Source organism: Roseibium sp. QJM3NY_11 (assembly GCF_056173175.1).
Map to the genome: position 1 here is coordinate 3,819,896 of NZ_CM149660.1, position 26,936 is coordinate 3,846,831.

The following is a 26,936-nucleotide window of genomic DNA, read 5'->3' on the forward strand; positions in this document are numbered from 1 at the left end:
TTCAGGCCTTGCGTTCCCAGCCCCCGGCCTCGGTCTGCTGCCAGTAGGCAATGTCGAATCCGGCCTCCTTGGCATCCTTCCAGCGCTGGCGGGCCTCCTGAACGGCGGTGTCGTCGGTGCCGTCGAACATGTAGATCGCACGCTTGTAACCGTCCAGCGGCGGCGGCGCGGCCCGGTCCACCAGAAAGCGGATGTCGGCCTCGTTCGGATTGTCCTGCTCGTGTGTCAGATAGATGGGCTGGTGTTCCGCATGGCCGTCGGCGCTGGTCCCATGGGGCAGAAAGCCGTCATCGCTGAAGGTCCACAGGTGCGTGTCCAGCGCGTTGCAACGTTCCTGCGTACCGGTCTGCACCACGACCTTCCAGTCGCGCTCCAGGCACTTTTGCAGAAGCTGCGGCAGCGCCGATTCCAGCGGTCTGTGCAGAAGGTGGTAAAAGACAACTTCAACGCTCATGCCGGTTCCTGTTGCAACGCCTCATTCGTGTTTCCCCTCTTCACCGCAGCCGATTGTCCGAAAACCGGACGGAAAGTGATGCAGCCCTGCAACACAGGCCCGTTCAATTTCCCTTACCGGCAAACCTATGATGGACACGCCAAAAGACTCGTATCATTAACCCTTCGAAAATGTCGATTGACTAGGGTTCGATCCAGGGGACGATCCAAGGATCATTTGATTTGGCTGGTGACCGGTATTCCCGACCCAGCTCAAAAGGGGAATTGGTGTATGCTTGCGCGTGTTGTTGTGTTTTTTGCATTGGTGGCTGTCGTCGCGGGTGCCACCGTCGGAATGGGTCTCCTGGTCGAACCCGCTACTGCCTGCCAGGCTTACAAGACCTGCTGACACCTGAGTTGAAGTGACGTTTCAAGACCCGCCGTCCGGCGGGTTTTTCGTTGCGCATCTGCCCTTTCCCCCTGCCGGGATCATCCGGACGTCGGGCCCGCAGCTTTGAGGCAGCGCCGGTCCCGAAGGATGTCCTGCGGCAGCGCAAACCGCATTCCGCCCATTTCTCAGGCGTTTCCTGCCGGAAAATTTTCACGGTCTTCAAGGGAACTCTCCTGCCCGCCTCCCGTTTGCCCCCCGAAGGATCAATCAGGCAAGGCGGCGCCGCATCTCTCCGGCCAAAACGGCTGCGAGAGCGGCCTGTTTTACCTGAAAGATCCGAAAGTGCTGGGGTCAAACAGGAGAATAACCATGCCGAAGATTACCGAAGCAAAAGTTCTGATCATGTCGACCAGCGGTTTCGAACAGTCCGAGCTGGAGGTTCCGCTCAACAAGCTGCGCGAACAGGGCGCCACCGTTCACGTCGCAACCCTTGACGGCAAGGCGATCCGGGGCTGGGACAACAAGGACTGGGGCCGGGAAGTCGATGCGGACCTCAAGATTTCCGACGTCAACGTCGAGGACTATATCGCGCTGGTCCTGCCCGGCGGACAGATGAACCCGGACCTCCTGCGCGCCGACAAGGACACCGTGTCCAAGGTCAGGGACTTCGTCACCCACGACAAGATCGTCGCGGCCATCTGCCACGCGCCCTGGCTCCTGATCGAGGCCGGTGTCGTGGAAGGCCGGGAAATGACGTCCTACCATTCGATCCGCACCGATCTTGAAAATGCCGGTGCCAACGTCGTCGACAAGGACGTCGCGATTTCCAACGGCATCATCACGAGCCGGTCCCCTGAGGACCTGGACGCATTCGTGTCCAAGATCGTCGAGGAAATCAAGGAAGGCGAACACCAGCGCGACGCCGCCTGACCTTCCGCCGGACAGCGGCAACGCAAGATCCAGACGCAAGCCGGAGGCGCCCTGAGGGCGCCTCCGGCTTTTTCTTGGACAGGCGTCAGCCTTCGTAGTGATCGGCGACGAGCTGGTTCAGGAGGCGGACGCCGTAGCCGGACGCCCAGCTCTGGCAGATGTCGTCCTTCGGCGCTCCGAAAGCGGTTCCGGCGATGTCGAGATGCGCCCAGGGAACATCGTTGGTGAAGCGCTGCAGGAATTGCGCGGCGGTGATCGACCCGGCCCAGCGGCCGCCGGTGTTCTTCACATCCGCGTTCGGCGTGTCGATGATCTTGTCGTATTCCGGGGACAGCGGCAGACGCCACACCGGTTCGCCGCTTGCCTTGCCCGACGCCAGCAACTTGTCCGCCAGCGCGTCGTCGTTGGCATACATGCCCGCGTTCAGATTGCCGAGCGCCACCAGAACCGCGCCGGTCAGCGTGGCCAGATCGATCATGAGAGCCGGCTTGTATTTTTCCTGCGTGTACCAGAGCGCGTCGGCCAGAACCAGACGGCCTTCGGCGTCCGTGTTGAGGATCTCGATGGTGGTGCCGGACATTGCGGTGACGATGTCACCGGGACGCTGCGCATTGCCGTCCGGCATGTTTTCAACCAGTCCGATGACGCCGATCACATTGGCCTTGGCCTTGCGGCCCGCGATGGCATGCATGGCACCGATGACGGCGGCGGCCCCGCCCATGTCTCCCTTCATGTCCTCCATGCCGCCGGCCGGCTTGATCGAGATGCCGCCGGTGTCGAACACAACGCCCTTGCCGACGAGCGCGACCGGTGCCACGCCTTTCTTGCCGCCGTTCCAGCGCATGACGGCGAGTTGCGGCGGACGGGGAGACCCTTGTGACACGCCGAGCAGCGCGGCCATCTTGAGCTTTTTCATCTCTTTCTCGCCGAGGATCTCGACCTCGACGCCGAGCGCCTCAAGATCCTTTGCCTTCCTGGCGAATTCCACGGGGCCGAGCACGTTGGCCGGCGCGTTCACGAGATCCCGCGCCAGAATGACACCGTCCGCGATCGCGTCCGCCGCGCTCCAGGCCTTCCTGGCGCTCTTGGTATCGGTCACGGCGAGGGTCAGCTTCAGGTCCTTCGCCTTTTCCGCATCCTTGGCGGGCGTCTTGTAGGTGTCGAACGTATAGGCACGCAGCTTCGCGCCCATGGCGAATTCCGCGGCGTCCTCTGCCGAAAGCACGGAGCCGTCCGGAAGTTCAAGCACCACCGTCGCGGCGGCCGCTTTCGCCGTCGACAGTTCCGCGAACACGGCGCCGCCAAACGCGCGCCAGTCGTCCCGGGTCAAATCGGCTGTCTTGCCGAGACCGAAGACGATCAGCCGGTCGAGGGCGGCCCCGGCCGGAGCGACGAGGTCAAGGCTGGACTTTTTCTTGCCGGAGAACCCGGCGATCTTCGATGCCCGAGCCAGCCCGCCTTCGAGACCGGAGGCAACCTCCTCCGCAATCGGCCCCAGCGCGAGGTCCTCGCCCGCCAGGATCACCGCGACGCCGCCGGTTGGCGCCGAAGCCTTCGAAAAAGAGAGTTTTGCCAGTTTGGTCATGCGTCATTCCCGTTGTTCTTGTGAAGTGTCTGGGTCACACCCTCATAAACCAGAGCGGCCGGATGCAACAGATCGAAGCGACCACGCAGCGCGCCCTTTGCAGGGCAACCAGTGCCGCCGGCAGCCCTGCCAGATGGTGCAGCGCGGCCCGTGAGGCCTGCTGGCGACCTGTCACGCCAGTGCAGGGCTGCCGGAGATCCGCCTTTCCCGGCTTCCGATTTTTCCTTGGCAAATCATGAAGTTTCAACGGCATTTCGGCAAGTGCGGCAAAAATTAATGTATATTTACCATTCTTATTCATGGGCCATTCACCACATTCCGTGTTATTCGAGGCTAGGCCGATTTAGGTCATTATTGCAGGGACATGTACCGGCACGCTTATGAAAACGCTTGAACGTTACATCATCCGCCGGTCCGTCTATGCATTCACCCTCACGATTGCTGCGATGACGGGCGTGGTCTGGGCGACACAGGCTCTGCGACAGCTCGATCTTGTCACGTCCAAGGGGCAGACCATCGTCCAGTTTATCGGCATCACCATGCTCGCGCTGCCGTTTCTCGTGGTGATTGTCGCCCCCTTCGCGCTCATGATCGCCCTGATCCTTGTTCTCAGCGCCCTTTCGGGTGACAGCGAACTCATCGTGATCGACGCCAGCGGCGGATCCCGCTTCCTCGTTCTCAAGCCCGTGCTGCTGATCTCCTTTGTCGTCATGCTCGTGACCGCAAGCATGTCCCTTTATTTTGCGCCAGCGGGGCTCGCCCAGTTGCGCACGGAGATCACCCGGGTGCGCGCCGACCTGGTTGCCAACATCGTCAAGCCCGGGCGGTTCATGACCGTCGAGAACGGCCTGACGTTCCACATCCGCAACCGGTCCGGCAAGGGCACGCTCGACGGACTTCTGCTTCACGACACACGGGACGAGGAAACCGCCTTCACCTACCAGGCGGAAACAGGCCAGATCGTCGAGACCGCCGACAGGACCCTTCTGGTCATGCAGAACGGCACCATTCAAAGGCGGACGAAAAAGGAAGGCGACATTTCGATCGTGCGCTTCCAGTCCTATGCCTTCGACCTCTCCAACCTCATTCCGGAGGCCGGGGAACCCGTGTTCAAGGCGAGTGAGAGAACCACGGCCAACCTTCTGTCGCCCGGCCGAAATGATGCCTACGCCCTGAAAAACCGGGAAAAGCTCACCCAGGAACTGCACGAGCGCATCAGCCAGCCCCTCTACTGCCTGTCGTTTGGGCTGATCGTGTTCGCCTTCCTCGGCAAGGCGCGCACGACCAGGCAGGGCCGCGGTCTCGCGGTGCTGGGGGCGATCTGCGCCTGCGTCCTGCTCAGGACGACGGGTTTCGGCGTCACCGCCGTATCGGGCGGCTCCACCGCCGTCCTGAGCCTGCTCTACGTCGTCCCCGTGACCGGAGCGGCCCTGGCGCTCGCCTCGATCTTCAGGGAACAGAGCGGCGCCCAGCCCAAATGGCTGGGTGACCTGCAACTTGCCCTTCACGAGCGCATGGACGCCCTGAGCGACCGGTTGAACGGCCGCAAGACCGGAGGGCCCGCATGATCCTCGGGCGCACCCTCACCCTGTATTTTTCAGGACGCTTCCTGAAGGCGATCCTGGGGCTGTTCCTGTTCGCCGCCGTGCTGATATTTCTTTTCGACGTTCTGGAACTGGTCCGGCGCGGCGGCGACCGCGAAGGCTTTTCGGTGCTGCGCGTGGCGCTGATATCCATGTTGCGTGTGCCGCTGCTCCTGGAGCAGGTGATCCCGTTCACTGTTCTCTTCGGCTCGATTGCGGCCTTCGTCAGCCTGAGCCGGGCGCTGGAACTGGTCGTCGCGCGCGCCTCGGGCATCTCGATCTGGCAATTCTCGCTGCCGGCGATCACGGTCGGCCTTGTGCTCGGCATCCTGTCGGTCACGCTCTACAACCCTGCAGCGGTCTGGTTCCAGCAGAAGTCCGACGAGGTCGCCAGCGGCCTGTTCGGAAGCGAACAGAGCTTTCTGCTGCAGTCGTCGAGCGATGTCTGGGTGAGGCAGGACGGGCTGGACGGCGAATCGGTGTTGCTTGCCAAGCAACTGCTTGAGGGCGGCACGCGGCTGCTCGGCGTTACCATCTTCACCTTCGACAAGACCGGCACCTTCCGCGAGCGCATCGAGGCGGCGGAAGGCCGTCTTGGCGACGAAATCTGGTACCTGGACGACGCGGTCGTCTACACCACCGAGCAGGATCCACAGACTTACGGGCGCTACCAGGTCAGCACCTACCTGACAGCCACCGAAGTTCGCGAAAGCATCGGCTCGCCCGAATCGATTTCGTTCTGGAAGCTGCCCCGCTTCATCGAACTGGCGAGGAACGCAGGGTTACCCGCCTATCGCTACAATTTACAGTACCAGACCTTGCTGGCCAGACCGTTGCTTCTCATCGCCATGATTTTGATCGCGGCGGCGGTTTCCCTTAAGGTTTCGAGGTTTGGCGGATTGGGAAGTATGATTCTGGGTGGAATCCTTTCCGGGTTCGTGCTTTACGTTCTAACCGAGCTTGCCAAGGACTTTGGAGGCGCGGGTATCGTCCCGCCTCTGGTGGCGGCATGGGCGCCTGGGATATTTGGAGTACTCATGGGTTTGACAATTCTCTTGCATCAGGAGGACGGATAAGGCGGTGTCTTCTCCAGTTTTCCTGACCACAGAGATTTGGGCCAAGAAAGGCAGACTTCTGGCCGCCGCGAGCGTTTTATCGATCGCGGCAACCCTTTGCCTTGACTTCGGCACACCCGCGGCCGCCCAGGATCTTGCCGCGGGGCTCGCGGACCAGATGGATCCGAACGCCGATCTGCTGCTGGAAGCCAGCGAAATCACCTATGACTTCGACCGGGACCTGATCGTCGCGACCGGCGATGTCCAGGTCTATTACGACGGCAATACCGTCCAGGCACACCGGATCATTTTCGATCGCAAGAGCCAGCAGCTCAAGGCAGCCGGCAACGTCATACTCATCGAGAGCAGCGGCAACGTCGTTCGCACCGAGGAGATGGTCCTGTCCGAGGACTTCTCGGAAGGCTTCGCGCGCGCGCTGCAGATCGACACCACCAAGCGCACCCGTTTCCTGGCGGAACAGGCCCGGCGCGAGGGCAACAACGTCACCTCGATCGAGAACGGCGTCTACACCGTCTATACCAAGCCGACCACTCCGCCGGACAAGCCGCCGCTCTGGCGAGTCCGGGCCGAGAAGATCATCCACAATCAGCAGGAAAAGATCATCCGGTTCGAGAATGCGGCCTTCGAGGTCTACGGACAGCCGATCGCCTTTCTGCCCTACCTGTCGATGCCCGACCCGTCGGTGAAGCGCAAGTCCGGCTTCCTGATGCCGAGCGGCATCGTCAACGACAAGCTCGGCTATGGGGTGACCGTTCCCTATTACTGGGCCCTCAGCCCCTATTACGACGTGACCACGACCCTGACGCCGCTGACCAAGCAGGGCTTGTTCGGTGATGTGGAATACCGGCACAGGTTCGCGGCCGGCCAGGTCAGCTTTTCCGCTGCCGGCCTTTTCCAGGCGCAGCCGAACCAGTTCTCCACGTCCCGCGCCGATGAGCGCTGGCGCGGAGCCGTCAACTCCAAGGCGTCCTTCAACATCGCCCGTGACTGGACGCTCGGCTGGAACGTGACCTACAAGAGCGACCGTCAGTTCTTCAACGACTATTCCTTCACCACCTTCGGTGACAACGGCGAGACCTCCGAGATCTACCTGCAGGGCAAGACGGACCGCAATTCGCTGTCCGTGCGGGCGTATGCCTACCAGATCTCCCAGGAGGACTATACCGACAGCACCTTCGACGCCAACGGCTTCTCTCCGGTCGGCAGCTCGCTGCAGGACAAGCAGCCGCTTGTGCTGCCGGTGATCGATTACGACTACGTGTTCGCCGACCCGGTCCTTGCGGGCGAACTCGCGCTGACGGCGAATTTCACGTCATTGACACGGGATGAAACGGATGCCTTCTCGATCGACGGCGGGACCACGGCGAAATTCCGCGGCGTCGACGGCACGTTCTCGCGGCTGTCGCTGAAAGCCAACTGGCGCCGCACCTTCATTGATCCCCTCGGTCAGTCCTTCACGCCCTTCGCCTACATGCGCGGCGACCTCTTCTTCCTGGCCTCGCCCGATTCGGACGTGACGGCCCTGACCGGCGAAAGCTTCGTCGGACGGGCGATGCCGGCGATCGGCATGGAATACCGCTACCCGTTCATCGCGACCTTCGACGGCGGCAACCAGATCCTCGAGCCCGTTGCCCAGATCGTCGCCCGCTCGAACGAGCAGCGGATCGGCGAGTTGCCCAACGACGATGCCCAGAGCATCGTTTTCGACACGACAACGCTGTTCGATGCCGACAAGTTCTCGGGCTTCGACCGGGCAGAAGGCGGCACCCGGCTGAACGTCGGCCTGAACTACAAGCTCCAGCTCGACAGCGGCTATTACCTCAGCGGGCTTTTCGGCCGGTCCTACCATCTGGCCGGCGAAAACTCCTACGCTGTTCCCGACATACTCGGCGCGACCCAGGATTCCGGCTTGGAAACCGATCTGTCGGACTATGTCGGCAGCCTCTACCTGGATACGCAATATGGCGTGAAGCTGGGCGCGCAGGCGCGGCTCGACAAGGAAGACTTCACGTTGAACCGCGTCCAGGCGCAGGCGAGCGCGATCTACGGCCCGGTGGTGTCCTCCCTCGCCTATGCCTTCCTGAACGCCCAGCCGGATGTCGGCATCGACGATCCGCGCGAGGAACTCCTCGGATCGGCAAGCCTGCGGCTGGTGGAAAACTGGCGTGTGTTCGGGTCGATGCGCTACGATCTGGAAAACAGCGACTTCGTTCAGGACGGAGTGGGCATCGGGTATGACGACGAGGGCTTCTCGCTGTCGGTCACCTATGCGGAAGACCGCAGCCGCAACGACGGCGATGACGTCAATCGCACGCTGTATTTCCGTGTCGGCCTGAGAACAATCGGCAACACACAGGTTTCCAGCGGCGCCCTCAATTAGGGCCAGGTCATGATGCCGCCATGAAATAAGGCAACATGTGCGGAAACTTTGTATTTGCAGGCGCGATATGCGAAATATCATGCCTTGAACGCGAATTTCGATTTGGCCTCGTGCCAGTACGGATGGTTATTCTATGCGACTTCGTCTCGTCCCGGTTCTCTTTGGCCTTGCACTGATCCTGGCCGCGCCGTTTTCCGCTCCGGCAAACGCGGCGATCAAGATCATCGTCAACGAGGTGCCCATTACCGACTACGATATCAGTCAGCGCGCCCGGCTGATCACCCTGACCCAGCGCAAGTCCGCCGCCATCGCCAGGAAGCAGGCGCAGGAAGAGCTCATTGAGGACCAGATCAAGCTGGCCGAAGCCGAGCGGGTCGGCATGGAAGTCAGCCAGTCCGAGGTCGACGATGCCTTTGGCGGGATCGCCCGCAATGTGAAAATGTCGCCGTCCCAGCTTGCCAAGGCGCTCGGCAACGGCGGCGTCAAGGCAGACACCCTCAAGTCCCGGCTCAAGGCACAACTGGCCTGGAGCCGGCTGGTGCGCGCGCGTTTCAGCGGACAGATCGATGTGGACGAATCCGACATCATCGCGGCCTTGCAGAAGACAGATGAGGAAGATCGGCTCAAATCGATCGAATACGATCTGAAACGGGTCATCGTCGTCGTTCCCAAGAACTCTTCGGGCGGCTTCAAGTCCAAGCGCAAGAGAGAGAGCAACCAGATCCGCGCCACCTTCGATGGCTGCGACGATGCCGGCAGCGTGCTCGGAAAATACAGCGAAGTCGTGGTGCAGCCGATCGGGCGCCGGCTGGAAACGGAACTTCCCGAGGAAAGGCGCAAGGAAATCGCCGCGCTGAAACCGGGCAAGCTGACCAAACCCACGACGACACCGGTCGGCTACGAAATGATCGCGATCTGCGGCAAGCGGGAGATCGCCTCGGACATCGCGGTTCGCACGGAACTGGAAAACGAATTGCGCGCGAAGGAAGGCGAGAGCCAGTCCCGCCGCTTCCTCATGGATCTGCGCCGCCGCGCCACGATCATTTACCGCTGACCAGGCATGGGAGCGCTTCAAAAGCCGCTCGCGGTCAGCATGGGGGAACCTGCCGGGATCGGTCCCGATCTTGCCCTGCTCGCATGGGACAATCGCAAATCCCTGAAATTGCCCCCCTTTTACGTCCGGGGCGATTTGACCCTGTTCCGGGAGCGTGCCCGCAAGCTCGGACTTGATCCAAAGATCGAAAACACCACACCGGACGAATCCGCGCGGCTTTTCGCCAAGGCGCTGCCGCTCGTCCAGACCGGCCCCGCCCTTGACGACACGCCCGGCGAAGAGCACCCCGAGACCGCATCTTCGGTGATCGCATCGATCGAAGGCTGTGTCGCCGATGTCCACGCGGGACTGGCGACCGCGCTCGTGACCGGCCCCATCAACAAGGCGGCGCTTTACAACGCGGGCTTCACCTTTCCCGGCCACACCGAGTATCTCGGGGAGCTGGCCAAAAGATACTGGCCCGATGCACAGGCAAGGCCCGTGATGATGATCGCCGGTCCCGAGCTCATGGTGGTTCCGGTCACGATCCACATTCCACTGAGTCAGGTGCCGGAAGCCGTCACGGTCGACCTGATCGTCGAAACCGCCGAGATAACCATCGCGGATCTCAAAAAGAGGTTCGGATATCCGAACCCCAGGCTGGCCGTCTGCGGCCTCAATCCCCATGCCGGGGAAAACGGGTCCATCGGCACGGAAGACCGCGATGTGATCGAACCGGCCATCGAACGGCTGCGCGCCGCGGGCCACGTCGTCAGCGGCCCGCACCCGGCGGACACCCTGTTCCATCCCGCGGCACGCACGCAATATGACTGTGTCCTGGGGATGTATCACGACCAGGTGCTCGTTCCGGCAAAGACGATCGGCTTCGACGACAGCGTGAATGTCACCCTTGGCCTGCCATTCGTGCGCACGTCGCCGGATCACGGCACGGCCTACGGGCTCGCGGGCAAGGGCGCCGTGCGCCTCGACAGTTTCGTGGCGTCCTTGCGCATGGCCAACGTGCTCGGCAATCCGGACCGGTACTAGACGGCCGGTTTCGAAATCACCTTCCCAATACCGGCGGATTTCACCTTTCAGAGCACCTCGAGCTCCAACCAAGGCATCAGGAACGGCAAGGATGGCCCAGATCGACGACCTGCCCCCGCTGCGTGACGTGATTGCCGCGCATGGCCTCAACGCCAAGAAATCGCTCGGACAGAATTTCCTGCTGGATCTCAATCTCACATCGCGCATCGCGAGATCCGCCGGCAGCCTGCAGGACTCTACCGTGCTTGAAATCGGTCCGGGTCCCGGCGGGCTGACCCGCGCGCTGCTGGCCGCGGGCGCCAGGAAGGTCGTCGCCATCGAAAAAGACACCAGGTGCCTGCCGGCGCTGGCGGAGATCGCTGCCTATTATCCCGGCAGGCTCGACGTGATCGAAGGGGACGCGCTCCAGATCGATCCGGTCGCCGTCACCGGTGGCGGCAAGGTCCGCATCGCGGCGAACCTCCCCTATAATGTCGGAACCCAGCTCCTGATCAACTGGATCACCACCGCGGACTGGCCGCCGTTCTGGTCGTCTCTGACACTGATGTTCCAGAAGGAAGTCGGTGAACGGATCACCGCCGAACCGGGTTCGAAGGCCTATGGCCGGCTCGGGGTGCTCGCCGGCTGGCGCTGCCATGGCGAGATCCTGTTCGACATCAGTCCGAAGGCATTCATCCCGCCTCCCAAGGTCACGTCCGCCGTGGTCCACCTTTCCCCCAGGGACACGCCCCTGCCCTGCGACCTCAAGGCCCTGGAGAAACTGACCGCCGCCGCCTTCGGCCAGCGGCGCAAGATGCTCCGCGCAAGCCTCAAGGCGCTGTCGCCGGACGCGGAAAGCCTGATAACCCAGGCCGGCCTGAAACCAACGTCCCGGGCCGAGGAAATCGACATCGCCGGATTTGTCCGCCTGGCGAACATGTTCAGGGACGCCGGGGCCGTCTAGGCCAGGTCCGCCTGCATTCCCTCCTTGCGCCCTGTGCGAACACGCTTTGGTATTACGCGGGTCCGGCTTGTCAGTTAGTCTCAATTCATGGTGATGAATCTCTTTTCCGCCCTTGGCGGCGTCGGCCTTTTCCTGATCGGCATGTTCCTGCTGACCGGCGGACTGAAAGCCATCGCCGGTCACGGCATGCGCGCTGTGCTGGCGCGTTTCACCTCCACCCCGCTGTCCGGAGCGGCGACCGGAGCGGTCACAACGGCGGTGATTCAGTCGTCCAGCGCAACCACCGTGGCGGCGGTGGGTTTCGTCGCATCCGGATTGCTGACCTTTCCCCAGGCGCTGGGGATCATTTTCGGAGCGAATGTCGGCACGACGCTGACGGGCTGGGCTGTCGCCATTCTCGGCTTCAAGCTGGACCTGGGACAGGTTGCGCTGCCCTTCGTCTTCCTGGGCGCCGTTCTGAGCCTCGCCCTGAAGGGCCGTGCCGCGCATATCGGCCAGGCCATCGCGGGCTTCAGTCTGATCTTTATCGGGATCGAGCACATGCAGGCGGGGCTAGAGGCCTTTCGGGGCATCGTGACACCGACCGACTTCCCACCCGATACGTTCACCGGCAGATTGATGATGGTCGGGTTCGGTATCCTCATCACCTTTGTAACGCAGTCCTCAAGCGCGGGCGTCGCCACGGCGCTGGCGGCGCTCGGTGCGGGCGCGATCAGTTTTCCGCAGGCGGCGGCCCTTGTGATCGGCATGGACGTGGGCACCACCTTCACGGCCGCCCTGGCAACCCTGGGCGGCGGCACCATGGCCCGGCGGACGGGATACGCTCATGTGATCTACAACATGCTGACCGGAACACTGGCGTTCGTCCTGCTCGGGCCCTTTCTGATGCTTGCGAACCCGTTGATCGTCAATGGCGACGCGCAAATTGCCCTGGTGACGTTTCACAGCAGTTTCAATCTGCTGGGAGTTGTCCTGGTGCTGCCTGTCGCGCATCCGTTCGCGCGGCTGATCGAATTTCTGGTTCCCGACAAGGGCTCTTCGCTCACACGACCCCTCGATCCTCTGGTGCTCGGCGATCCACGGACCGCAATGGCCCTTGCGGCGCAATCCGTCTCCGGCTTGTCGGCGGCCGTCGTCGATCATCTGCGCGCCGCTCTGGGGGCCGCTCCGCTTCGCGAGACTGCCGTGGACCAGAGAGGCCTGGAAACGGCGATTTCCGAGACACGGGATTTTCTCGAGCGGCTCACCATCCCGCAATCCGAGGCGGATCTGCTCCGGCAGAAAGCCAGTGCGTATCACATCCTCGATCACCTGGACCGGCTGGTCTACCGTTGCAGCCAGGCGGAGCGGATCGACCAATTGTCCCGGGATCCGCGGCTGGCGCGTCTGACAGGCCTTGTTGTCCGCCTGACCGGGAAACAATCGGAAAGCGACGACCCGCAAGGGTGCGAAAAACAGCTGAACCGGCTGCGTGTGCTGCTGCGCCGCCAGCGCAGGATCAGGCGCCAGGCCATGATCTCGGAGGCCGCCGCCAACCCTGCGGTCAGCGAGATGGTCTGGGTGAGACTGGATGCCCTGAGGTGGCTGCACAGGGTGGCCTATCACCTCTGGCGCATCCGCCTGCATCTGAACGCCCTGAGCGGTGTGGTCGAGGCCCGGGTGTCACCGCGCGACGAAGCGCGCATGGACGTCGATCAGGACTGATCCATGTCCGGGTCCGAACTGCCAAGTTCCTGCTCGAGGTCGTCGACCATTCCCTGGATCAAAGGTCCGATCCGCGGAGAGCGAAACTGCTTCAATCGCTCGGCCCGGAGAATGGCCCGGACGTTTTCATAGGCCCGTTCAAGATCGTCGTTGACGACAACATAGTCGTATTTCGACCAGTGCCGCATCTCCTCGACGGCCGTTTTCATGCGCTTGGCGATGATATCGTCGGTGTCTTCCGCGCGCCGTTTCAGGCGGGATTTCATTTCGGCGATGGAAGGCGGCAGAATGAAAATGGACACCACGTCCGCGCGCATCTTGTCGTAGAGCTGGAAAGTGCCCTGGATGTCGATATCGAACAGGATGTCGCGGCCGCTCTCGATCGCGTCCTCGACGGGCCCCCGGGGTGTGGCGTAATAGTTGCCATGCACCTGTGCCCACTCCAGCAGCTCGTCGTGCTCGCGCATCTGCTCGAACCGGCCGGCATCCAGAAAATGGTAGTGCACCCCGTCGACCTCGCTGGACCGCCGCGGCCGCGTTGTCACGGAGATGGACAGGGCGAGATTGTCTTCCTTTTCCAGAAGAAGCCGGGCAATGGTCGATTTCCCCGCACCGGACGGCGACGACAGAACCAGCATCAGCCCACGCCGCTGCTGTTCTGCCTCTTCGGCACTGACAATAGTCCCCTGAGGGCGTCCGGCGGGCGCGTCGGTCATGGCTTACTCCAGATTCTGTATCTGCTCACGCATTTGATCGATAACAGCCTTCAAGTCCAGACCGAGGGCCGTCAGATCCACATCGTTCGACTTGGAACACAACGTGTTGGCTTCCCGGTTGAATTCCTGGGCCAGGAAGTCCAGGCGTCGGCCGATTGCCCCGCCGCTGTCCATCAGGTCGCGGACCGCGGCGACATGGGCATGCAGCCGGTCCAGCTCTTCGCGTATATCGGCCTTGGTCGCGAGGAAGACCGCCTCCTGATGCAGGCGTTGCGGATCGAGCTGACCGTCGGAGGCGGTCATCAGTTCCCTGACCTGCTTGTGAAGGCGCTCCCGGATGGCTTCGGGTGTGCGTGCGGGAAGTCCTTCCGCGGCCCGGGTCAGTTCGGCAATGCGATCGATCTGGTCGCGCACGACCGAGCTGATTGCCTGGCCTTCCGAGTGGCGCATGTCCACCAGGTCGATCAGCGCGGCATCGAGAGACGTCAGGAGGGCCGTGTGAAGCGCGGCCTGCGCCTCCTCGTCGTCCTCTGGCTCCTTGAGTTCGAAGACGCCCTTTTGCGACAGGATGCCGTCCAGCGAAGGAGGCCCAAGATCCGGCACGCGTTGGCGCAACATCTCGATGGTTGCGAGAACAGCCGCCAGCGCCGATTCATTGACCTGGAGCTGCTGCTCCGTCTGGCCGCGCTGCATGGCAAGACCGACGGTCACATTGCCCCGCCGGAGCACCCGACCGCAGCGCTCGCGGATTTTCGCTTCCAGCACTTCCAGTCCCGTGGGAATGCGGATGCGCAAGTCCAGCGACTTGCCGTTGACGGACCTGATTTCCCAGGTCCAGCGAACCGGTCCCGCTTCCGCCTGAGCGCGCGCGAACCCCGTCATGCTGGCAAGTGCCATATGCCCCTCCGGTGTGCCGTCCGGCGCGTGCCGCTTACACGGTCAGTTGGATGTCGCCGGCTGCGTTTCCTGGTCTTGCTCCGCCTGCCGGCGGTCTCTTTCGATCTGGCGCCACTTGCGTACGTTGGCCTGGTGCTGCTCGTAGGTTTCCGCAAACACGTGCCCGCCGGTGCCGTCTGCGACAAAGTAGAGATCAAGGGTGCGAGACGGACTGGCAACCGCTTCCATGGCAGCCTGGCCCGGGTTCCCGATCGGTCCCGGCGGCAGGCCGTCGATCTGGTAGGTGTTGTACTTGTTGTCCGCCTTCAGTTCCGACTGCTTGATCGCGGACCGGTCCTTCAGCCAGGCTTCGCCGCCATACAGGCCGTAGAGGATCGTGGGATCGGACTGAAGCCGCATGCTCTTGTTCAAGCGATTGACGAACACACCGGCAACGCGCGGGCGTTCGTCGGCAAGAGCGGTTTCCTTTTCCACGATGGAGGCCAGAATAACCAGCTCTTCCGGCGTTTCGACCGGCAGCCCGTCCGAACGGCGCTCCCAGACTTCAGCCAGAAGCTTGTCCTGCGCGGCGATCATCTGGTCGATGACCTCCTGACGCGTCATTCCCCGGGCGAAGGTGTAGGTTTGCGGCAGCAGAGCGCCTTCTGCGGGGATCTCGGTGATCTCGCCGGACAGCACCGGATGTTTTCGGACCCGGTCGATGATCTGGGCCGTCGTCCAGCCTTCCGGGATCGTGACCGAATGGGTGACGGCGTTGCCTTCCACCAGGTCGGTCATGATGTCATGCATGGACGCTCCCGGCGCGAAGGCATATTCCCCGGCCTTCAGCTTGGTCGCGTTCTTGTACAAGCGGGTGCCCAGATTGAAGACCCACTCGTCAAGGAGGCTGTCCTCGATGACACCCTGCCCGGACAGCCGGTCCGTGATGCCCGACAGGCCGGCCCCCGAAGAGATGATGACCGTGGCGTTTTCCTCAAGCGGACCCGGTTCATCGAATTTATGCTTGCCGAAATAAAGCGCTCCGCCGACGGCGGCCAGGCCGAAGACAGTCAGGGAAATCACGAGATTGATCAGGATCACAAGCGGATTGCGCACATGACGGGAACGTTGCGGGGGGCCTGGAGCCGGTTCCGGCTGCAAGGCTTCTCGCGGGCTTTTCGGCTTAATGCGCATTTCGGGTCGCACCTCCAGGATCGAGCCCCCAAGTCCCAGATTTAGGCTCAAACGGACCAGTTGTCACAAACAAAGTTCACGACCGAATCGCGGGAATCGATCCGGCCCGACAAATCTGAAGGGGTTATGCGGCAACTTTGCGGAAGACGAGCGAGGCATTCGTGCCGCCAAAACCGAACGAGTTCGACAGGGCCACATCGATGTTCATTTTCTTCGGCTTGTGCGGCACCAGATCAATTTCCGATTTCACGGACGGATTGTCGAGATTGATCGTCGGCGGAGCAACGCTGTCGCGGATCGCAAGAACCGAGAAAATGGATTCCACCGCGCCGGCGGCACCGAGCAGATGGCCGATCGAGGACTTGGTCGACGACATCGTCAGGCCGGACGCATGTTCTCCGGAAAGACGGGAAACGGCGCCAAGTTCGATTTCGTCACCAAGGGGTGTCGAGGTTCCGTGCGCGTTCACGTAGTCCACATCCGCCGACGTGATCTGAGCGCGCTTCAGCGCGGCCTCCATGCAGCGATAGGCGCCGTCGCCATCGGAAGACGGCGCGGTAATGTGGAAAGCATCCCCGGAGAGACCGTAGCCGATCACTTCGGCGTAAATGGTCGCGCCACGGCGCACCGCGTGCTCATATTCTTCCAGAACCACAACACCCGCGCCCTCACCCATCACGAAGCCGTCACGGGCAACGTCATAGGGGCGCGAGCCTTTTTCCGGCTCGTCGTTGAAACCTGTCGACAGGGCACGGCACGCCGCGAACCCTGCGAGCGCCAGGCGGCAGAGCGGCGATTCCGTTCCGCCCGCCACCATGACGTCCGCATCATCGAAGGCAATCAGCCGGGACGCGTCACCGATGGCGTGCGCACCGGTCGAGCAGGCCGTCACCACGGCGTGGTTCGGCCCCTTCAGTCCGTGACGGATGGACACATACCCGCCGGCAAGATTGATCAGGCGGCCGGGAATGAAAAACGGTGAAATCCGGCGCGGCCCCTTTTCGGCGAGCTGGTTTGCACCCTGCTCGATACCCTGGAGCCCGCCAATGCCCGATCCGATCAGAACACCGGATCGCGCCTGCTGTTCGTACGTTTCCGCCTTGTAACCGGAATCGGCCATCGCCTGATCGGCGGCCGCCATGGCGTAGACGATGAAGTCGTCGACCTTGCGCTGTTCCTTGACGTCCATCCAGTCATCCGGATTGAACGCACCTTCTACAGACGGATCGCGCGGGATCTGGCAAGCGATCTGGCAGGCCAGGTCGTCGACCTTGAAATTCGTGACCTTGTTGGCCCCGCTTTTCCCTTCGAGGATTTTTTTCCAAGTGACATCGACACCACAGCCAAGCGGCGTCACCATGCCCAACCCCGTTACGACAACTCGCCTCATACACCCGCACTTACAGTTTCAGGGGCCAGGCGGAGAGACTGCCCCGCCGGCCCTATTTTCAATCATTCACCAAGAAGGGCGGCGCCCTTACTTGTTGGCTTCAAGGAACTTGACAGCGTCGCCAACGGTCAGAATGGTTTCTGCTGCGGTATCCGGGATTTCAACACCGAATTCTTCTTCGAATGCCATCACCAGTTCAACGGTATCAAGGCTGTCCGCGCCCAGGTCGTCGATGAAGCTGGCTTTTTCGACAACTTTTTCCTTGTCCACACCGAGGTGCTCAACGACGATCTTTGTAACCCGATCCGCGATATCGCTCATCTTTAACTTCCTTAGTTTTTCGTCTGTTCATCACTCGCCAGTTCACCCCGGACATCCTGCTGGCAGGAGGTGGTGCGAAATCGCGGTCTATAGACTTCCTCGCGCCCCCGCAACCAGACTTCCCGGTTGACGGCGCAATTCGTAACAATCGGCGGGTTGGTAACACACTTTGTTGACCTTTACCAGCCGATCCAGACCGCTTGCGAGCGGTCTGGATTCTTTTTGCCCGCTCGGCAAAAATTCCTTTTAAATCATGGCCATGCCGCCATTTACATGCATGGTCTGGCCGGTCACGTAAGCGGCTTCGTCACTGGCGAGATAGAGCGCGGCGGAGGCGATCTCAGCCGAAGTCCCCAAACGTCCCGCGGGCACACTCGTCAAAATCGATTCTTTTTGCTTGTCGTTCAAAGCGCCGGTCATCGCCGTTTCGATGAACCCGGGCGCGATCGTGTTGACCGTGATGTTGCGGCTGGCCACTTCCCGGGCAAGCGACTTGTACATTCCGATCATGCCGGCCTTGGCGGCGGCATAGTTCACCTGACCGGGATTTCCGGTGACGCCGACAACCGAGGTGATGCCGATAATGCGACCGGAGCGCCGCTTCATCATCCCCCTGATGGCCGCCCTGCACAGACGGAAACCAGAAGTCAGATTGACTTCAAGCACCTGATCCCACTCCTCATCCTTCATGCGCATGAAGATGTTGTCGCGGGTGATACCGGCATTGTTGACCAGAATGTCGACGGACCCCATTTTCTCTTCCGCCGCCGGCAGCAGAGCATCAACCGCGTCACGGTCGGAGAGATTTGCAGGCGTCACAAAGGCACGCTCACCCAGGTCGGCGGCCAGCGCCTCCAGCTTTTCCGCGCGCGTGCCGGACAGGGATACGGTCGCTCCCTGGGCGTGAAGCACCCGCGCGATGGCCTCGCCGATCCCGCCGGTAGCGCCGGTGACAAGCGCGTTTTTGCCTTGCAAGGTGAACATGTGGGGTCCTTCCGTTCCTCGTTACAGCCCGAGGGCCGCGTCCTGCTCCGGTGATTTAAGCCTCAACCGGAAATCTTTTCCATAAGGATGTCGATATCGTCCGGCGCATTGATCGCCAGGCTGGCCGCATCCCGGGCGATACGCTTGACCATTCCGGTCAGGACCTTGCCGGTTCCGATCTCGACAAAGGTGTCGACACCGTTTTGCGCAAGCCATGTCACGCTTTCGCGCCAGCGCACGGTACCGGTGACCTGTTCGACCAGCCTGGCGCGGATCTCCGAGGGATCGGTGATCGGTGCCGCCAGCACGTTTGCGACCAGCGGCACGGCGGGCGCACTGATGTTCGCACTTGCCAGGGCCTCGGCCATCGCATCGGCGGCAGGTGCCATCAGCGCGCAATGGAAAGGTGCACTGACCGGCAGCATGACGGCCCGGCGCGCGCCCTTCGCCTTGGCGATCTCGATGGCCCGCTCGACGGCCGCAAGGTGACCGGAGACGACCACCTGCCCCGGCGCGTTGTCGTTCGCCGCCTGGCAGACCTCTCCCTGGGCGGCGTCCCGGGCAACCTCGACGGCCACGTCGAAATCGAGCCCTAGAAGGGCCGCCATCGCACCCTGGCCGACAGGAACCGCATTCTGCATGGCATCGCCGCGCACACGCAGCAGACGCGCCGCAGTGCCAACGTCAAGGCTGCCGGCGGCCGCGAGCGCTGAATATTCCCCCAGCGAGTGGCCGGCGACATAAGACACGCTGGCCGCCAGATCGAAGCCGCGCGCTTCCAGCACACGCATGGTTGCCAGGCTTACCGCCATCAGGGCGGGCTGGGCGTTCGCGGTCAGCATCAGCGCGTCGTCGGGTCCGTTCCACATGACGTCGGAAAGCTTCTGGCCGAGCGCCTCGTCCACTTCCTCAAAGACGGCGCGGGCATCCGGAAACGCGTCGGCGAGCGCCTTGCCCATACCGACACTCTGGCTGCCCTGTCCGGGGAATGTAAATGCGATGGTCATCTGGAAACGCCTCCTAAGACTCGTGCGCGGACCTTTTGTCGGGTTCAACAGGCCGTCGATTTTTATGAAAGCGGGTAAGACAGCCCGGCAGTGGGCCGTCGCCGAACCTTGGCGCGAGGCTATGATACGCTCTTGGCGGGACTGTCAAGAGGCTGCGGCCAATCAATGCCGATTTTCCGGCGCATTTGCGTGATTTCCCGCCTCTGTCCGGTTCCGGGTCCGGGTCCGGGTCTCGTTCCAGGCCCGGTTCACGGTGCCGCAGCTCCCATTCGCGGGCTTTCCTGCCGAACTTGGTCTGCGGCTCTTGCATTTTGTTCAAAACAGCGTATAGAGCGCGCTTCATCCGGGATGTGGCCGGGGGCTGAACGGAAGGGCGAAAGCCAGGATCCTTCAAAAGAATCGACTTCCCGTGTTCCCGCTCTCGTTAGTATTCTCGTGCCTTTCCGGGGCTACGAGGAGGCTCTGCGCCTGTCCCGCGTTGTCAACACGAGGAAAGGCTTTTCCATGCCTCTTTACGAGCACGTATTCCTGGCTCGCCAGGACGTTTCGGCCCAGCAGGTCGAACAACTCGTCGAACAGTACAAGGGCCTCATCGAAGGCGCTGGCGGTACGGTCGGCAAGGTGGAAACATGGGGTCTGCGGACCCTTGCATACCGCATCAAGAAGAACCGCAAGGCTCATTACACCCTGATGAACCTCGACGCGCCGCATGACGCCGTCGCCGAGATGGAACGTCAGATGGGCCTCAGCGAAGATGTCCTGCGCTTCATGACATTCCGCGTTGACGAGCTCGAGGAAGAGCCGTCTGCGATGATGCAGAAGCGTGACCGCGATGACCGCCGTGGCGGTGGCCGTGGCGACCGTCCAGGTGGTGACCGCGGCGACCGTCCGGGTGGCAGCCGTCCGCCGCGCCGGGCAGAAGGGGAGTAAGAAATTATGGTTGATGTTGCACAGCTTCCGAGCCGCCGTCCGTTCTTCCGTCGCCGGAAGACCTGCCCGTTCTCCGGCTCAAATGCGCCGAAGATCGACTACAAGGACATCCGTCTTCTGCAGCGCTACATTTCCGAGCGCGGCAAGATCGTTCCCAGCCGTATCACCGCGGTTTCCGCACGCAAGCAGCGTGAACTGGCCCGTGCCATCAAGCGTGCGCGCCTGCTCGGCCTGCTGCCTTTCGTGATCAGCTAAGCGTCCTCTTCGGAGGGCCGTTCTCCCGGGTCCGCCCGGGAGACCCGAATTGGGGCCGCGGGCAAACGGTCTCTAACCACCCGAGGGTGGGACAGTAGGAGAGAAAAATGCAAGTTATCCTTCTTGAACGTATCGCCAGGCTCGGCCAGATGGGCGATACCGTTCGCGTTCGTGACGGCTATGCCCGCAACTATCTGCTGCCGCAAGGCAAGGCTCTGCGCGCCAACAAATCCAACCTGGCCCGCTTCGAAAGCGAACGCGCCCAGCTGGAAGCCCGCAACCTGGAGCGCAAGAACGAAGCCGAAGCCGTGGCCGCCAAACTCGATGGCGAAACCGTCGTGATGATCCGGTCCGCCGGTGAAACCGGCCAGCTCTACGGTTCGGTGTCCACACGCGACATCGCCGACGGCCTGACCGAAGCCGGCTTCACCGTCGCTCGTAACCAGGTCGAGCTGCGCAGCCCGATCAAGACGATCGGCGTGCATTCGGTGCTGATCCAGCTGCATCCGGAAGTCGAAGTTTCCGTCAGCATCAACGTCGCCCGTTCCGAGGACGAGGCTGCCCGGCAGGCTGCCGGTGAAGACCTCACGACCCCTGAACAGGACATCTTCGAATTCGAGGAAGACGAAGACGAAAACGACGAGGACGGTGCAGAAGAAACCGCCGAAGCTTCCGCGCAAGCACCGGTGGAAGAGGAAGCCTGACGGGTTTCCGTTCTTTAAAGCAGCTTACAAAACGGCGCTGGCTTCAGCGCCGTTTTTTTGTTTGCCGGCGATCTTTTTGCGGGTTGGAACCGGGCGTCCTAATCCGCCGAATTCACGTCTCCCCGCAAGGCGTTGAATCCCTTACAGAATTGTTAACCGGCAATTAACCCCTGAAAAAAGGCGTTTAATTTCAATAACTAAGCGCTATCGCCTTGAGTCTCCTATCGCCCTGGGAGTCAAGCATGTTTCGATTCTTTCCCCGCTGATCTGTGGATGCCGCCGAGAATCAAAAACTGCGTTTTTTGGTCCTTGAGCCCCCCTCTCCCAAGGAGTATTCGAAGTGCAGTTGAGTCATCGGGGGAAGATATGAAGGGCACGTTGCAGAAAGTCGAAACGAAGGAAGACATCCAGCGCCTGGCGCCGCACAACGCGGAAGCCGAACGGCAGCTGCTGGGTGCCATTCTCGTCAACAACGAGACTTTCTACAGGGTTTCCGACTTTCTCGAGCCGCATCATTTTTTCGTGCCGCCCCATCAGGACATCTTTGAAAAGGCCAGCCACCTGATCCGGGCCGGCAAGACCGCCTCGCCGGTCACCCTGAAGACCTTCTATCCCACCGATGCCAAGATTGCAGACCTGTCGGCGACGCAGTTCCTGGTCCGCCTGGCCGGGGATGCCGCCTCGATCATCAACGCGGAAGACTACGGGCGTACCATCTACGACCTGGCCATCCGCCGGAACCTGATCCGCATCGGCGAAGACATGGTCAACATTGCCTTCGACGCACCGATCGATGTCCCGCCGAACCAGCAGATCGACGATGCCGAGCGGCGCCTGTTCGAGCTGGCGGAGACCGGCCGGACCGAGGGCGGTTTCGTTTCCTTCGGCGATGCCCTGACCGAAACCATCGAGATGGCTCATGCCGCCTACAATCGGGAAGGCGCACTTTCGGGCATCTCGACGGGCCTGCGCGAACTCGACCTGTTGATGGGCGGATTGCAGCATTCGGATCTGGTCGTGCTTGCCGGGCGCCCCGCCATGGGCAAGACCTCTCTGGCCACCAACATCGCCTACAACATCGCCCAGTCCTACAAGTCGGAAGAACAGCCGGACGGAACCATCAAGACCATCAATGGCGGTGTGGTCGGCTTTTTCTCACTCGAAATGTCCGCCGAGCAGCTTGCCACGCGTATCATTTCCGAACAGGCGGAAATCTCCTCGTCGAAAATCAGGCGCGGCGACATCACCGAGGCCGAGTTCGAGAAACTCGCCGCCTGCGCCCAGACCATGCAGACCGTGCCGCTGCATGTGGACCAGACCGGTGGCATTTCGATCGCCGCGCTCGTGTCCAAGGCCCGGCGGCTGAAGCGCCAGCGCGGTCTCGATCTTCTGGTGGTCGACTATATTCAGCTCTTGTCCGGCTCCGCCAAGAACTCGGGCAACCGCGTTCAGGAAATCACCGAGATCACCACCAACCTGAAAGCGCTCGCCAAGGAACTGCAAGTGCCGATCATCGCGCTGTCACAGCTCTCGCGCCAGGTTGAATCGCGCGACGACAAGCGTCCGATGATGTCTGACCTGCGCGAATCCGGCTCGATCGAGCAGGATGCCGACGTGATCCTTTTCGTCTATCGCGAAGAGTACTATCTTTCCAAGACCGAGCCGGAAATTGGCTCCCCGGAATATGCCGCCTGGGAAGCCAAGCACGAGGCCGCCAAGGGCAAAGCCGAAGTGATCATCGCCAAGCAGCGCCACGGGCCGACCGGCACCGCCAACCTGCACTTCGAGGGTCAATACACCCGCTTCTCCGATCTGGCCGAGGAAGACCATCTGCCGGCACGGTACGAGTAGGTCGTCACCGGGTTCCGGCGGCACGCGGTTATTCGCCGCGGAACGCCCGTGCCGGACTGTTGGCCTCAGGATGGTCTGTTGGGCTAGACTTGATAGCAGAATACGCCCGCCGATTCTGACAGGAGAAACATCCGGATCGTGTCACCTTCCCGGCCAACGCCCTTTCCGTCCGAGCTGTACGGCGGGCGCCTGACAATCGACCTTGAGGCAATCGCCGACAACTGGTCGTTCCTCAACAGGAAAACCGACGCGCGTACCGAATGCGCGGCGGCCATCAAGGCGGATGCCTATGGCACCGGACAGGACAGGGTTGCGCCCGCGCTTTTCGCCGCCGGATGCCGCACGTTCTTCGCGGCCGTGCCGACAGAGGCCATCGAGCTGCGACGGCTTCTGCCGGACGCGGTTATCTACGTTCTGGACGGTCTTTTTCCCGGAACCGCGGAACACTATCTGGAGCATCGCCTTCGCCCGGTTCTCGGCAGCCTCGAGGAACTGGCGGAATGGTCGGACCTGTGCAAGGCCGCCGGGCAGTCCTATCCCGCCGCCGTGCATGTCGATACCGGCATTCATCGCCTGGGCCTGTCCGCGGCGCAATTCGCGGACGTGATGACCGACAAGGCTTTCCTAGGCCCGTTCGAAGCTTCGCTGGTGATGAGCCATCTGGCCTGCGGCTCGGCTCCGGACCATCCGATGAACCGGCGCCAGCTCGACCGCTTCCGCCAGATTACCGCGCCTGTGCCGCACATCCCGAAATCCCTTGCGAATTCCGCCGGCATCCTGATGGGACCGGACTTCCATTTCGATCTCGTCAGGCCCGGCATCGCGCTTTACGGCGGCAAGGCGCTCGACAATGCGCCAAATGCGATGAAGCCTGTGGCGAGGGTCGAGGCCCGCATCATGATCCTGCGCGACGTGCCGCAGGGCGACACCATCGGCTATGGAGCCACACAGACGGCAACACGGCCGCTCAAAAACGCGGTCGTTGCCGCCGGGTATGCGGACGGCATGCTGCGCCGGGCGAGTTCATCGGACGGGAGGCCCGGCGGCTTCGGCATGATCGGCGGCCACAGGGCGCCGATCCTGGGCCGAATCTCCATGGACATGATCACGCTGGATGTCACGGATGTGCCGCCGGATCTTCTCGCACGCGGTGCGCTTGTGGAAATGCTGGGTCCAGATGTTGCGGCCTCGGACCTTGCCACTTATGCCGAAACGATCGATTACGAATATCTGACAAGCCTCGGGCGGCGTTTCGAGCGCGTTTACGCGCGGCTCTCCTGAACCGAACACGTCTGCGAGCGAAAGGCGAACATCATGGCACGGCGGTCCACCTCATTTGTCTGCCAGTCCTGCGGCGCGGTGACCTCCAAGTGGGTCGGCCGCTGCGAGAACTGCGGCGAATGGAACACGATCGTGGAGGAACAGACCGGCGGCGGCATCGGCGGCGGTCCGGGACGGGCCTCGCGCAGCAAGGGCCGTGTGGTGCCGCTGGTCGGCCTGACCGGCGATGCCAAGGAGGCCCCGCGCATCGAGACGGAAGTGGCCGAGCTCGACCGGGTAACCGGCGGCGGGTTCGTACGCGGGTCAGCCTTGCTGGTCGGCGGCGATCCGGGTATCGGCAAATCCACGCTGCTGATCCAGGCAGCCGCGCGGCTCGCCCGCATGGGGCACAAGACGGTCTATATCTCGGGCGAGGAAGCCGTCGGGCAGGTCCGGCTCCGGGCAGAACGGCTCGGCCTCTCCGAGGCTCCGGTTGCGCTGGCGGCGGAAACCAGCGTAGAGGACATTCTGGCGACGCTGGAAGCGGACACTGCCCCTGCCCTGCTCATTCTGGATTCCGTCCAGACGCTCTGGACCGACAAGGTCGACTCGCCGCCGGGAACCGTTACCCAGGTGCGCGCGTCGGCGCAGGCCATGGTCCGCTACGCCAAGAAGAACGGCACCACGATGGTGCTGGTCGGTCATGTGACCAAGGACGGGCAGATTGCCGGCCCCCGCGTCGTGGAGCACATGGTCGACGCCGTGCTGTATTTCGAGGGCGACGGCGCGCACCAGTACCGTATCCTGCGCTCGGTCAAGAATCGCTTCGGCGCCACCGACGAAATCGGCGTGTTCGAGATGACCGGCAAGGGCCTGATCGAGGTCCGCAACCCGTCGGCCCTGTTTCTGGGAGACCGCAACACGTCCGCGCCGGGAGCGGCCGTTTTCGCCGGACTGGAAGGCTCCCGACCGCTGCTGATCGAAATCCAGGCCCTTGTCGCACAATCCTCGCTCGGAACGCCCCGGCGCGCCGTGATCGGCTGGGACGGCGCGCGGCTGTCGATGATCCTCGCGGTGCTGGAGGCGCGTTGCGGGGTCCGTTTTTCGCAGCACGACGTCTATCTGAACGTGGCCGGCGGACTGAAGATCAACGAGCCCGGCGCAGACCTTGCCGTGGTCGCGGCCCTGATCTCTTCACTCAGCGGGCTTGCCCTTCCGGCCAATTGCGTCTATTTCGGCGAAGTCAGCCTGTCAGGCGCCATCCGGCCGGTGGCCCAGGCCCAGTCCAGGCTGAAGGAAGCAGAGAAGCTCGGCTTCGATCAGGCCTATTGTCCGGAGGGCAACCTCAAGGACGGCGCCGCATCGTCCTTCCGGGCGACCGGGGTGCCGGAACTTGGGGACTTTGTTGCCAAAATCGCGGCGGAGGCTGGTGCGTCGGGGGAAACCTGACGCATGATCAAACCGGGTTTGAACTGAAGGTTTTTACTCCGGGTCACGGACCTGGAAGAGCGCCAGACAGAGGAATTTTCAGGACCATGCCGATTACCCTGCTGGACGGACTGCTATTGGTCATCATGTTCATTTCGGCGGTCCTTGCGATGATCCGCGGGTTCGTGCGGGAAGTTCTGTCCATCGTTTCCTGGGTGGCTGCCGCGGCCGCGGCCTTCCTGCTCTACGAACGTGTTCTTCCCTATGTGGAACAGTATATCGCGCATGACCTGGTCGCCATGGGCGTGTCCGCAGCGGCCGTCTTCCTGGTGACGCTGCTCGTCGTGAGCTATATCACCATGCGGATATCGGATTTCGTGCTGGACAGCCGGATCGGCGCGCTCGACCGCACGCTTGGTTTTGTTTTCGGCGCGGTTCGCGGCCTCCTGCTTGTTGTCGTGGCAATGATGTTCTTCAACTGGTTCGTGCAGCCGGATCAGCAGCCGCAATGGGTCAAGAGCGCCAAGTCCCGGCCGATCCTTCTGTCGATCGGCGAGCGGCTGGTGGCGTTGCTACCCGAAGATCCGGAAAAAGCCATCCTCGACAAGATCCGCCAGAACAACGGCACCGGAGACGGTGCCGCGGCTCCGGCGGAAGAGCCGGAATACAGCGATTCCGAGCGGCAGGGCCTGGAGCAGCTGACGACGGACAGCAACTGACGCCGGTCGCGGCGGCACTGGCGATGGAGCAACCCGCGGTCACACGGCCGCACAGGAGTTGCTCTCGCCTTCCGGATCGATCAGCTTCCGGACGTTCGATCACCGCCGATGGAACGCCCGTTGATGAGAACATCGCGACCCGGGTTCCAGCGAATGCGGGTCGTGCGGACATGTGAAAACCGGTCAATTTTCATGGA

25 protein-coding genes are annotated in these 26,936 nt (G+C 62.3%); 15 read left to right on the top strand and 10 right to left on the bottom strand.

Annotation, left to right across the window (positions count from 1 at the left end; genetic code table 11):
- Position 1: 1 nt before the first annotated feature.
- Positions 2–454 (bottom strand): DNA polymerase III subunit chi, encoded by a 453-nt coding sequence (locus AC0VX3_RS17520; RefSeq protein ID WP_342894219.1) that lies wholly within the window; start codon positions 452–454, stop codon positions 2–4.
- A gap of 738 nt (positions 455–1,192) precedes the next feature.
- On the opposite strand from AC0VX3_RS17520, the gene AC0VX3_RS17525 reads away from it, so the two are divergent.
- Positions 1,193–1,753 (top strand): type 1 glutamine amidotransferase domain-containing protein, encoded by a 561-nt coding sequence (locus tag AC0VX3_RS17525; protein WP_475521591.1) that lies wholly within the window; start codon positions 1,193–1,195, stop codon positions 1,751–1,753.
- Between the two features lie 85 nt (positions 1,754–1,838).
- Here AC0VX3_RS17525 and AC0VX3_RS17530 read toward each other — a convergent pair whose 3' ends face one another.
- Together AC0VX3_RS17530 and AC0VX3_RS17535 are read right to left on the bottom strand one after the other, a co-directional pair.
- On the bottom strand, positions 1,839–3,338 hold the full coding sequence (locus AC0VX3_RS17530) for a leucyl aminopeptidase (RefSeq protein WP_475521592.1): 1,500 nt from the start codon (positions 3,336–3,338) through the stop codon (positions 1,839–1,841).
- Positions 3,339–3,372: 34 nt separating this feature from the next.
- Positions 3,373–3,639: a hypothetical protein gene (locus AC0VX3_RS17535; protein WP_475521593.1), complete on the bottom strand. Its 267-nt coding sequence runs from the start codon at positions 3,637–3,639 to the stop codon at positions 3,373–3,375.
- Positions 3,640–3,718: 79 nt separating this feature from the next.
- Between AC0VX3_RS17535 and lptF the strand changes: the two genes are divergently transcribed.
- The 7 genes from lptF (at position 3,719) to AC0VX3_RS17570 (ending at position 13,104) form a co-directional block, all read left to right on the top strand.
- Complete coding sequence (lptF, locus tag AC0VX3_RS17540) at positions 3,719–4,906, top strand: LPS export ABC transporter permease LptF (RefSeq protein WP_342894215.1); 1,188 nt, start codon at positions 3,719–3,721, stop codon at positions 4,904–4,906.
- Positions 4,903–5,997, top strand: coding sequence for an LPS export ABC transporter permease LptG (lptG, locus tag AC0VX3_RS17545; protein ID WP_475521594.1), 1,095 nt, complete (start codon positions 4,903–4,905; stop codon positions 5,995–5,997). Before lptF ends, lptG begins: the two co-directional genes overlap by 4 nt.
- A gap of 4 nt (positions 5,998–6,001) precedes the next feature.
- Positions 6,002–8,377 (top strand): LPS-assembly protein LptD, encoded by a 2,376-nt coding sequence (locus tag AC0VX3_RS17550; RefSeq protein ID WP_342894213.1) that lies wholly within the window; start codon positions 6,002–6,004, stop codon positions 8,375–8,377.
- Between the two features lie 133 nt (positions 8,378–8,510).
- Entirely contained in the window at positions 8,511–9,431 is a 921-nt protein-coding gene (locus tag AC0VX3_RS17555) for a SurA N-terminal domain-containing protein (RefSeq protein WP_475521595.1), read from the top strand.
- Positions 9,432–9,437: 6 nt separating this feature from the next.
- Positions 9,438–10,457 (top strand): 4-hydroxythreonine-4-phosphate dehydrogenase PdxA, encoded by a 1,020-nt coding sequence (gene pdxA, locus AC0VX3_RS17560; RefSeq protein ID WP_475521596.1) that lies wholly within the window; start codon positions 9,438–9,440, stop codon positions 10,455–10,457.
- A gap of 91 nt (positions 10,458–10,548) precedes the next feature.
- Complete coding sequence (rsmA, locus tag AC0VX3_RS17565; protein ID WP_475521597.1) at positions 10,549–11,400, top strand: 16S rRNA (adenine(1518)-N(6)/adenine(1519)-N(6))-dimethyltransferase RsmA; 852 nt, start codon at positions 10,549–10,551, stop codon at positions 11,398–11,400.
- 87 nt (positions 11,401–11,487) lie between these two features.
- Positions 11,488–13,104 carry a Na/Pi cotransporter family protein gene (locus AC0VX3_RS17570; RefSeq protein ID WP_475521598.1) on the top strand — a complete coding sequence of 539 codons (1,617 nt, stop codon included), beginning with the start codon at positions 11,488–11,490 and terminating at the stop codon, positions 13,102–13,104.
- Here AC0VX3_RS17570 and gmk read toward each other — a convergent pair.
- The 7 genes from gmk to fabD all read right to left on the bottom strand — a co-directional run bounded on the left by gmk (position 13,095) and on the right by fabD (position 19,592).
- On the bottom strand, positions 13,095–13,820 hold the full coding sequence (gene gmk, locus AC0VX3_RS17575) for a guanylate kinase (protein ID WP_342894208.1): 726 nt from the start codon (positions 13,818–13,820) through the stop codon (positions 13,095–13,097). The two genes, AC0VX3_RS17570 and gmk, sit on opposite strands and share 10 nt — an antisense overlap.
- A gap of 3 nt (positions 13,821–13,823) precedes the next feature.
- Positions 13,824–14,717, bottom strand: coding sequence for a YicC/YloC family endoribonuclease (locus AC0VX3_RS17580; RefSeq protein ID WP_475521599.1), 894 nt, complete (start codon positions 14,715–14,717; stop codon positions 13,824–13,826).
- A gap of 42 nt (positions 14,718–14,759) precedes the next feature.
- Positions 14,760–15,812 (bottom strand): endolytic transglycosylase MltG, encoded by a 1,053-nt coding sequence (mltG, locus tag AC0VX3_RS17585; protein ID WP_475521600.1) that lies wholly within the window; start codon positions 15,810–15,812, stop codon positions 14,760–14,762.
- A gap of 202 nt (positions 15,813–16,014) precedes the next feature.
- Positions 16,015–17,280: a beta-ketoacyl-ACP synthase II gene (fabF, locus tag AC0VX3_RS17590; protein WP_475521601.1), complete on the bottom strand. Its 1,266-nt coding sequence runs from the start codon at positions 17,278–17,280 to the stop codon at positions 16,015–16,017.
- An 87-nt stretch (positions 17,281–17,367) separates the two neighbouring features.
- Complete coding sequence (locus tag AC0VX3_RS17595) at positions 17,368–17,601, bottom strand: acyl carrier protein (protein ID WP_342894204.1); 234 nt, start codon at positions 17,599–17,601, stop codon at positions 17,368–17,370.
- A gap of 246 nt (positions 17,602–17,847) precedes the next feature.
- Complete coding sequence (fabG, locus tag AC0VX3_RS17600; protein WP_475521602.1) at positions 17,848–18,585, bottom strand: 3-oxoacyl-[acyl-carrier-protein] reductase; 738 nt, start codon at positions 18,583–18,585, stop codon at positions 17,848–17,850.
- A 62-nt stretch (positions 18,586–18,647) separates the two neighbouring features.
- Positions 18,648–19,592, bottom strand: coding sequence for an ACP S-malonyltransferase (gene fabD / locus AC0VX3_RS17605; protein ID WP_475521603.1), 945 nt, complete (start codon positions 19,590–19,592; stop codon positions 18,648–18,650).
- A gap of 504 nt (positions 19,593–20,096) precedes the next feature.
- Here fabD and rpsF point away from each other — a divergent pair.
- The 7 genes from rpsF to AC0VX3_RS17640 all read left to right on the top strand — a co-directional run bounded on the left by rpsF (position 20,097) and on the right by AC0VX3_RS17640 (position 26,739).
- Positions 20,097–20,522, top strand: coding sequence for a 30S ribosomal protein S6 (rpsF, locus tag AC0VX3_RS17610; protein ID WP_475521604.1), 426 nt, complete (start codon positions 20,097–20,099; stop codon positions 20,520–20,522).
- A 6-nt stretch (positions 20,523–20,528) separates the two neighbouring features.
- Complete coding sequence (gene rpsR / locus AC0VX3_RS17615) at positions 20,529–20,777, top strand: 30S ribosomal protein S18 (protein ID WP_342894200.1); 249 nt, start codon at positions 20,529–20,531, stop codon at positions 20,775–20,777.
- A 107-nt stretch (positions 20,778–20,884) separates the two neighbouring features.
- On the top strand, positions 20,885–21,481 hold the full coding sequence (rplI, locus tag AC0VX3_RS17620) for a 50S ribosomal protein L9 (protein ID WP_475521605.1): 597 nt from the start codon (positions 20,885–20,887) through the stop codon (positions 21,479–21,481).
- Positions 21,482–21,847: 366 nt separating this feature from the next.
- Positions 21,848–23,332 carry a replicative DNA helicase gene (locus tag AC0VX3_RS17625; protein ID WP_342894198.1) on the top strand — a complete coding sequence of 495 codons (1,485 nt, stop codon included), beginning with the start codon at positions 21,848–21,850 and terminating at the stop codon, positions 23,330–23,332.
- Between the two features lie 138 nt (positions 23,333–23,470).
- Positions 23,471–24,613 carry an alanine racemase gene (gene alr, locus AC0VX3_RS17630; protein ID WP_475521606.1) on the top strand — a complete coding sequence of 381 codons (1,143 nt, stop codon included), beginning with the start codon at positions 23,471–23,473 and terminating at the stop codon, positions 24,611–24,613.
- 33 nt (positions 24,614–24,646) lie between these two features.
- Positions 24,647–26,041, top strand: a complete 1,395-nt coding sequence (radA, locus tag AC0VX3_RS17635; RefSeq protein WP_475521607.1) for a DNA repair protein RadA — start codon at positions 24,647–24,649, stop codon at positions 26,039–26,041.
- A gap of 86 nt (positions 26,042–26,127) precedes the next feature.
- Entirely contained in the window at positions 26,128–26,739 is a 612-nt protein-coding gene (locus tag AC0VX3_RS17640) for a CvpA family protein (protein WP_342894195.1), read from the top strand.
- The last annotated feature ends 197 nt before the right edge of the window (positions 26,740–26,936 follow it).

What these genes read in the sequence shown, in the direction of transcription:
- AC0VX3_RS17520 (WP_342894219.1), bottom strand. Translation starts at nt 454, where the DNA reads ATGAGCGTTGAAGTTGTCTTTTACCACCTTCTGCACAGACCGCTGGAA.
- AC0VX3_RS17525 (WP_475521591.1), top strand. Translation starts at nt 1,193, where the DNA reads ATGCCGAAGATTACCGAAGCAAAAGTTCTGATCATGTCGACCAGCGGT.
- AC0VX3_RS17530 (WP_475521592.1), bottom strand. Translation starts at nt 3,338, where the DNA reads ATGACCAAACTGGCAAAACTCTCTTTTTCGAAGGCTTCGGCGCCAACC.
- AC0VX3_RS17535 (WP_475521593.1), bottom strand. Translation starts at nt 3,639, where the DNA reads ATGAATAAGAATGGTAAATATACATTAATTTTTGCCGCACTTGCCGAA.
- lptF (WP_342894215.1), top strand. Translation starts at nt 3,719, where the DNA reads ATGAAAACGCTTGAACGTTACATCATCCGCCGGTCCGTCTATGCATTC.
- lptG (WP_475521594.1), top strand. Translation starts at nt 4,903, where the DNA reads ATGATCCTCGGGCGCACCCTCACCCTGTATTTTTCAGGACGCTTCCTG.
- AC0VX3_RS17555 (WP_475521595.1), top strand. Translation starts at nt 8,511, where the DNA reads ATGCGACTTCGTCTCGTCCCGGTTCTCTTTGGCCTTGCACTGATCCTG.
- pdxA (WP_475521596.1), top strand. Translation starts at nt 9,438, where the DNA reads ATGGGAGCGCTTCAAAAGCCGCTCGCGGTCAGCATGGGGGAACCTGCC.
- rsmA (WP_475521597.1), top strand. Translation starts at nt 10,549, where the DNA reads ATGGCCCAGATCGACGACCTGCCCCCGCTGCGTGACGTGATTGCCGCG.
- AC0VX3_RS17570 (WP_475521598.1), top strand. Translation starts at nt 11,488, where the DNA reads ATGGTGATGAATCTCTTTTCCGCCCTTGGCGGCGTCGGCCTTTTCCTG.
- gmk (WP_342894208.1), bottom strand. Translation starts at nt 13,820, where the DNA reads ATGACCGACGCGCCCGCCGGACGCCCTCAGGGGACTATTGTCAGTGCC.
- AC0VX3_RS17580 (WP_475521599.1), bottom strand. Translation starts at nt 14,717, where the DNA reads ATGGCACTTGCCAGCATGACGGGGTTCGCGCGCGCTCAGGCGGAAGCG.
- fabF (WP_475521601.1), bottom strand. Translation starts at nt 17,280, where the DNA reads ATGAGGCGAGTTGTCGTAACGGGGTTGGGCATGGTGACGCCGCTTGGC.
- AC0VX3_RS17595 (WP_342894204.1), bottom strand. Translation starts at nt 17,601, where the DNA reads ATGAGCGATATCGCGGATCGGGTTACAAAGATCGTCGTTGAGCACCTC.
- fabG (WP_475521602.1), bottom strand. Translation starts at nt 18,585, where the DNA reads ATGTTCACCTTGCAAGGCAAAAACGCGCTTGTCACCGGCGCTACCGGC.
- fabD (WP_475521603.1), bottom strand. Translation starts at nt 19,592, where the DNA reads ATGACCATCGCATTTACATTCCCCGGACAGGGCAGCCAGAGTGTCGGT.
- rpsF (WP_475521604.1), top strand. Translation starts at nt 20,097, where the DNA reads ATGCCTCTTTACGAGCACGTATTCCTGGCTCGCCAGGACGTTTCGGCC.
- rpsR (WP_342894200.1), top strand. Translation starts at nt 20,529, where the DNA reads ATGGTTGATGTTGCACAGCTTCCGAGCCGCCGTCCGTTCTTCCGTCGC.
- rplI (WP_475521605.1), top strand. Translation starts at nt 20,885, where the DNA reads ATGCAAGTTATCCTTCTTGAACGTATCGCCAGGCTCGGCCAGATGGGC.
- AC0VX3_RS17625 (WP_342894198.1), top strand. Translation starts at nt 21,848, where the DNA reads ATGAAGGGCACGTTGCAGAAAGTCGAAACGAAGGAAGACATCCAGCGC.
- radA (WP_475521607.1), top strand. Translation starts at nt 24,647, where the DNA reads ATGGCACGGCGGTCCACCTCATTTGTCTGCCAGTCCTGCGGCGCGGTG.
- AC0VX3_RS17640 (WP_342894195.1), top strand. Translation starts at nt 26,128, where the DNA reads ATGCCGATTACCCTGCTGGACGGACTGCTATTGGTCATCATGTTCATT.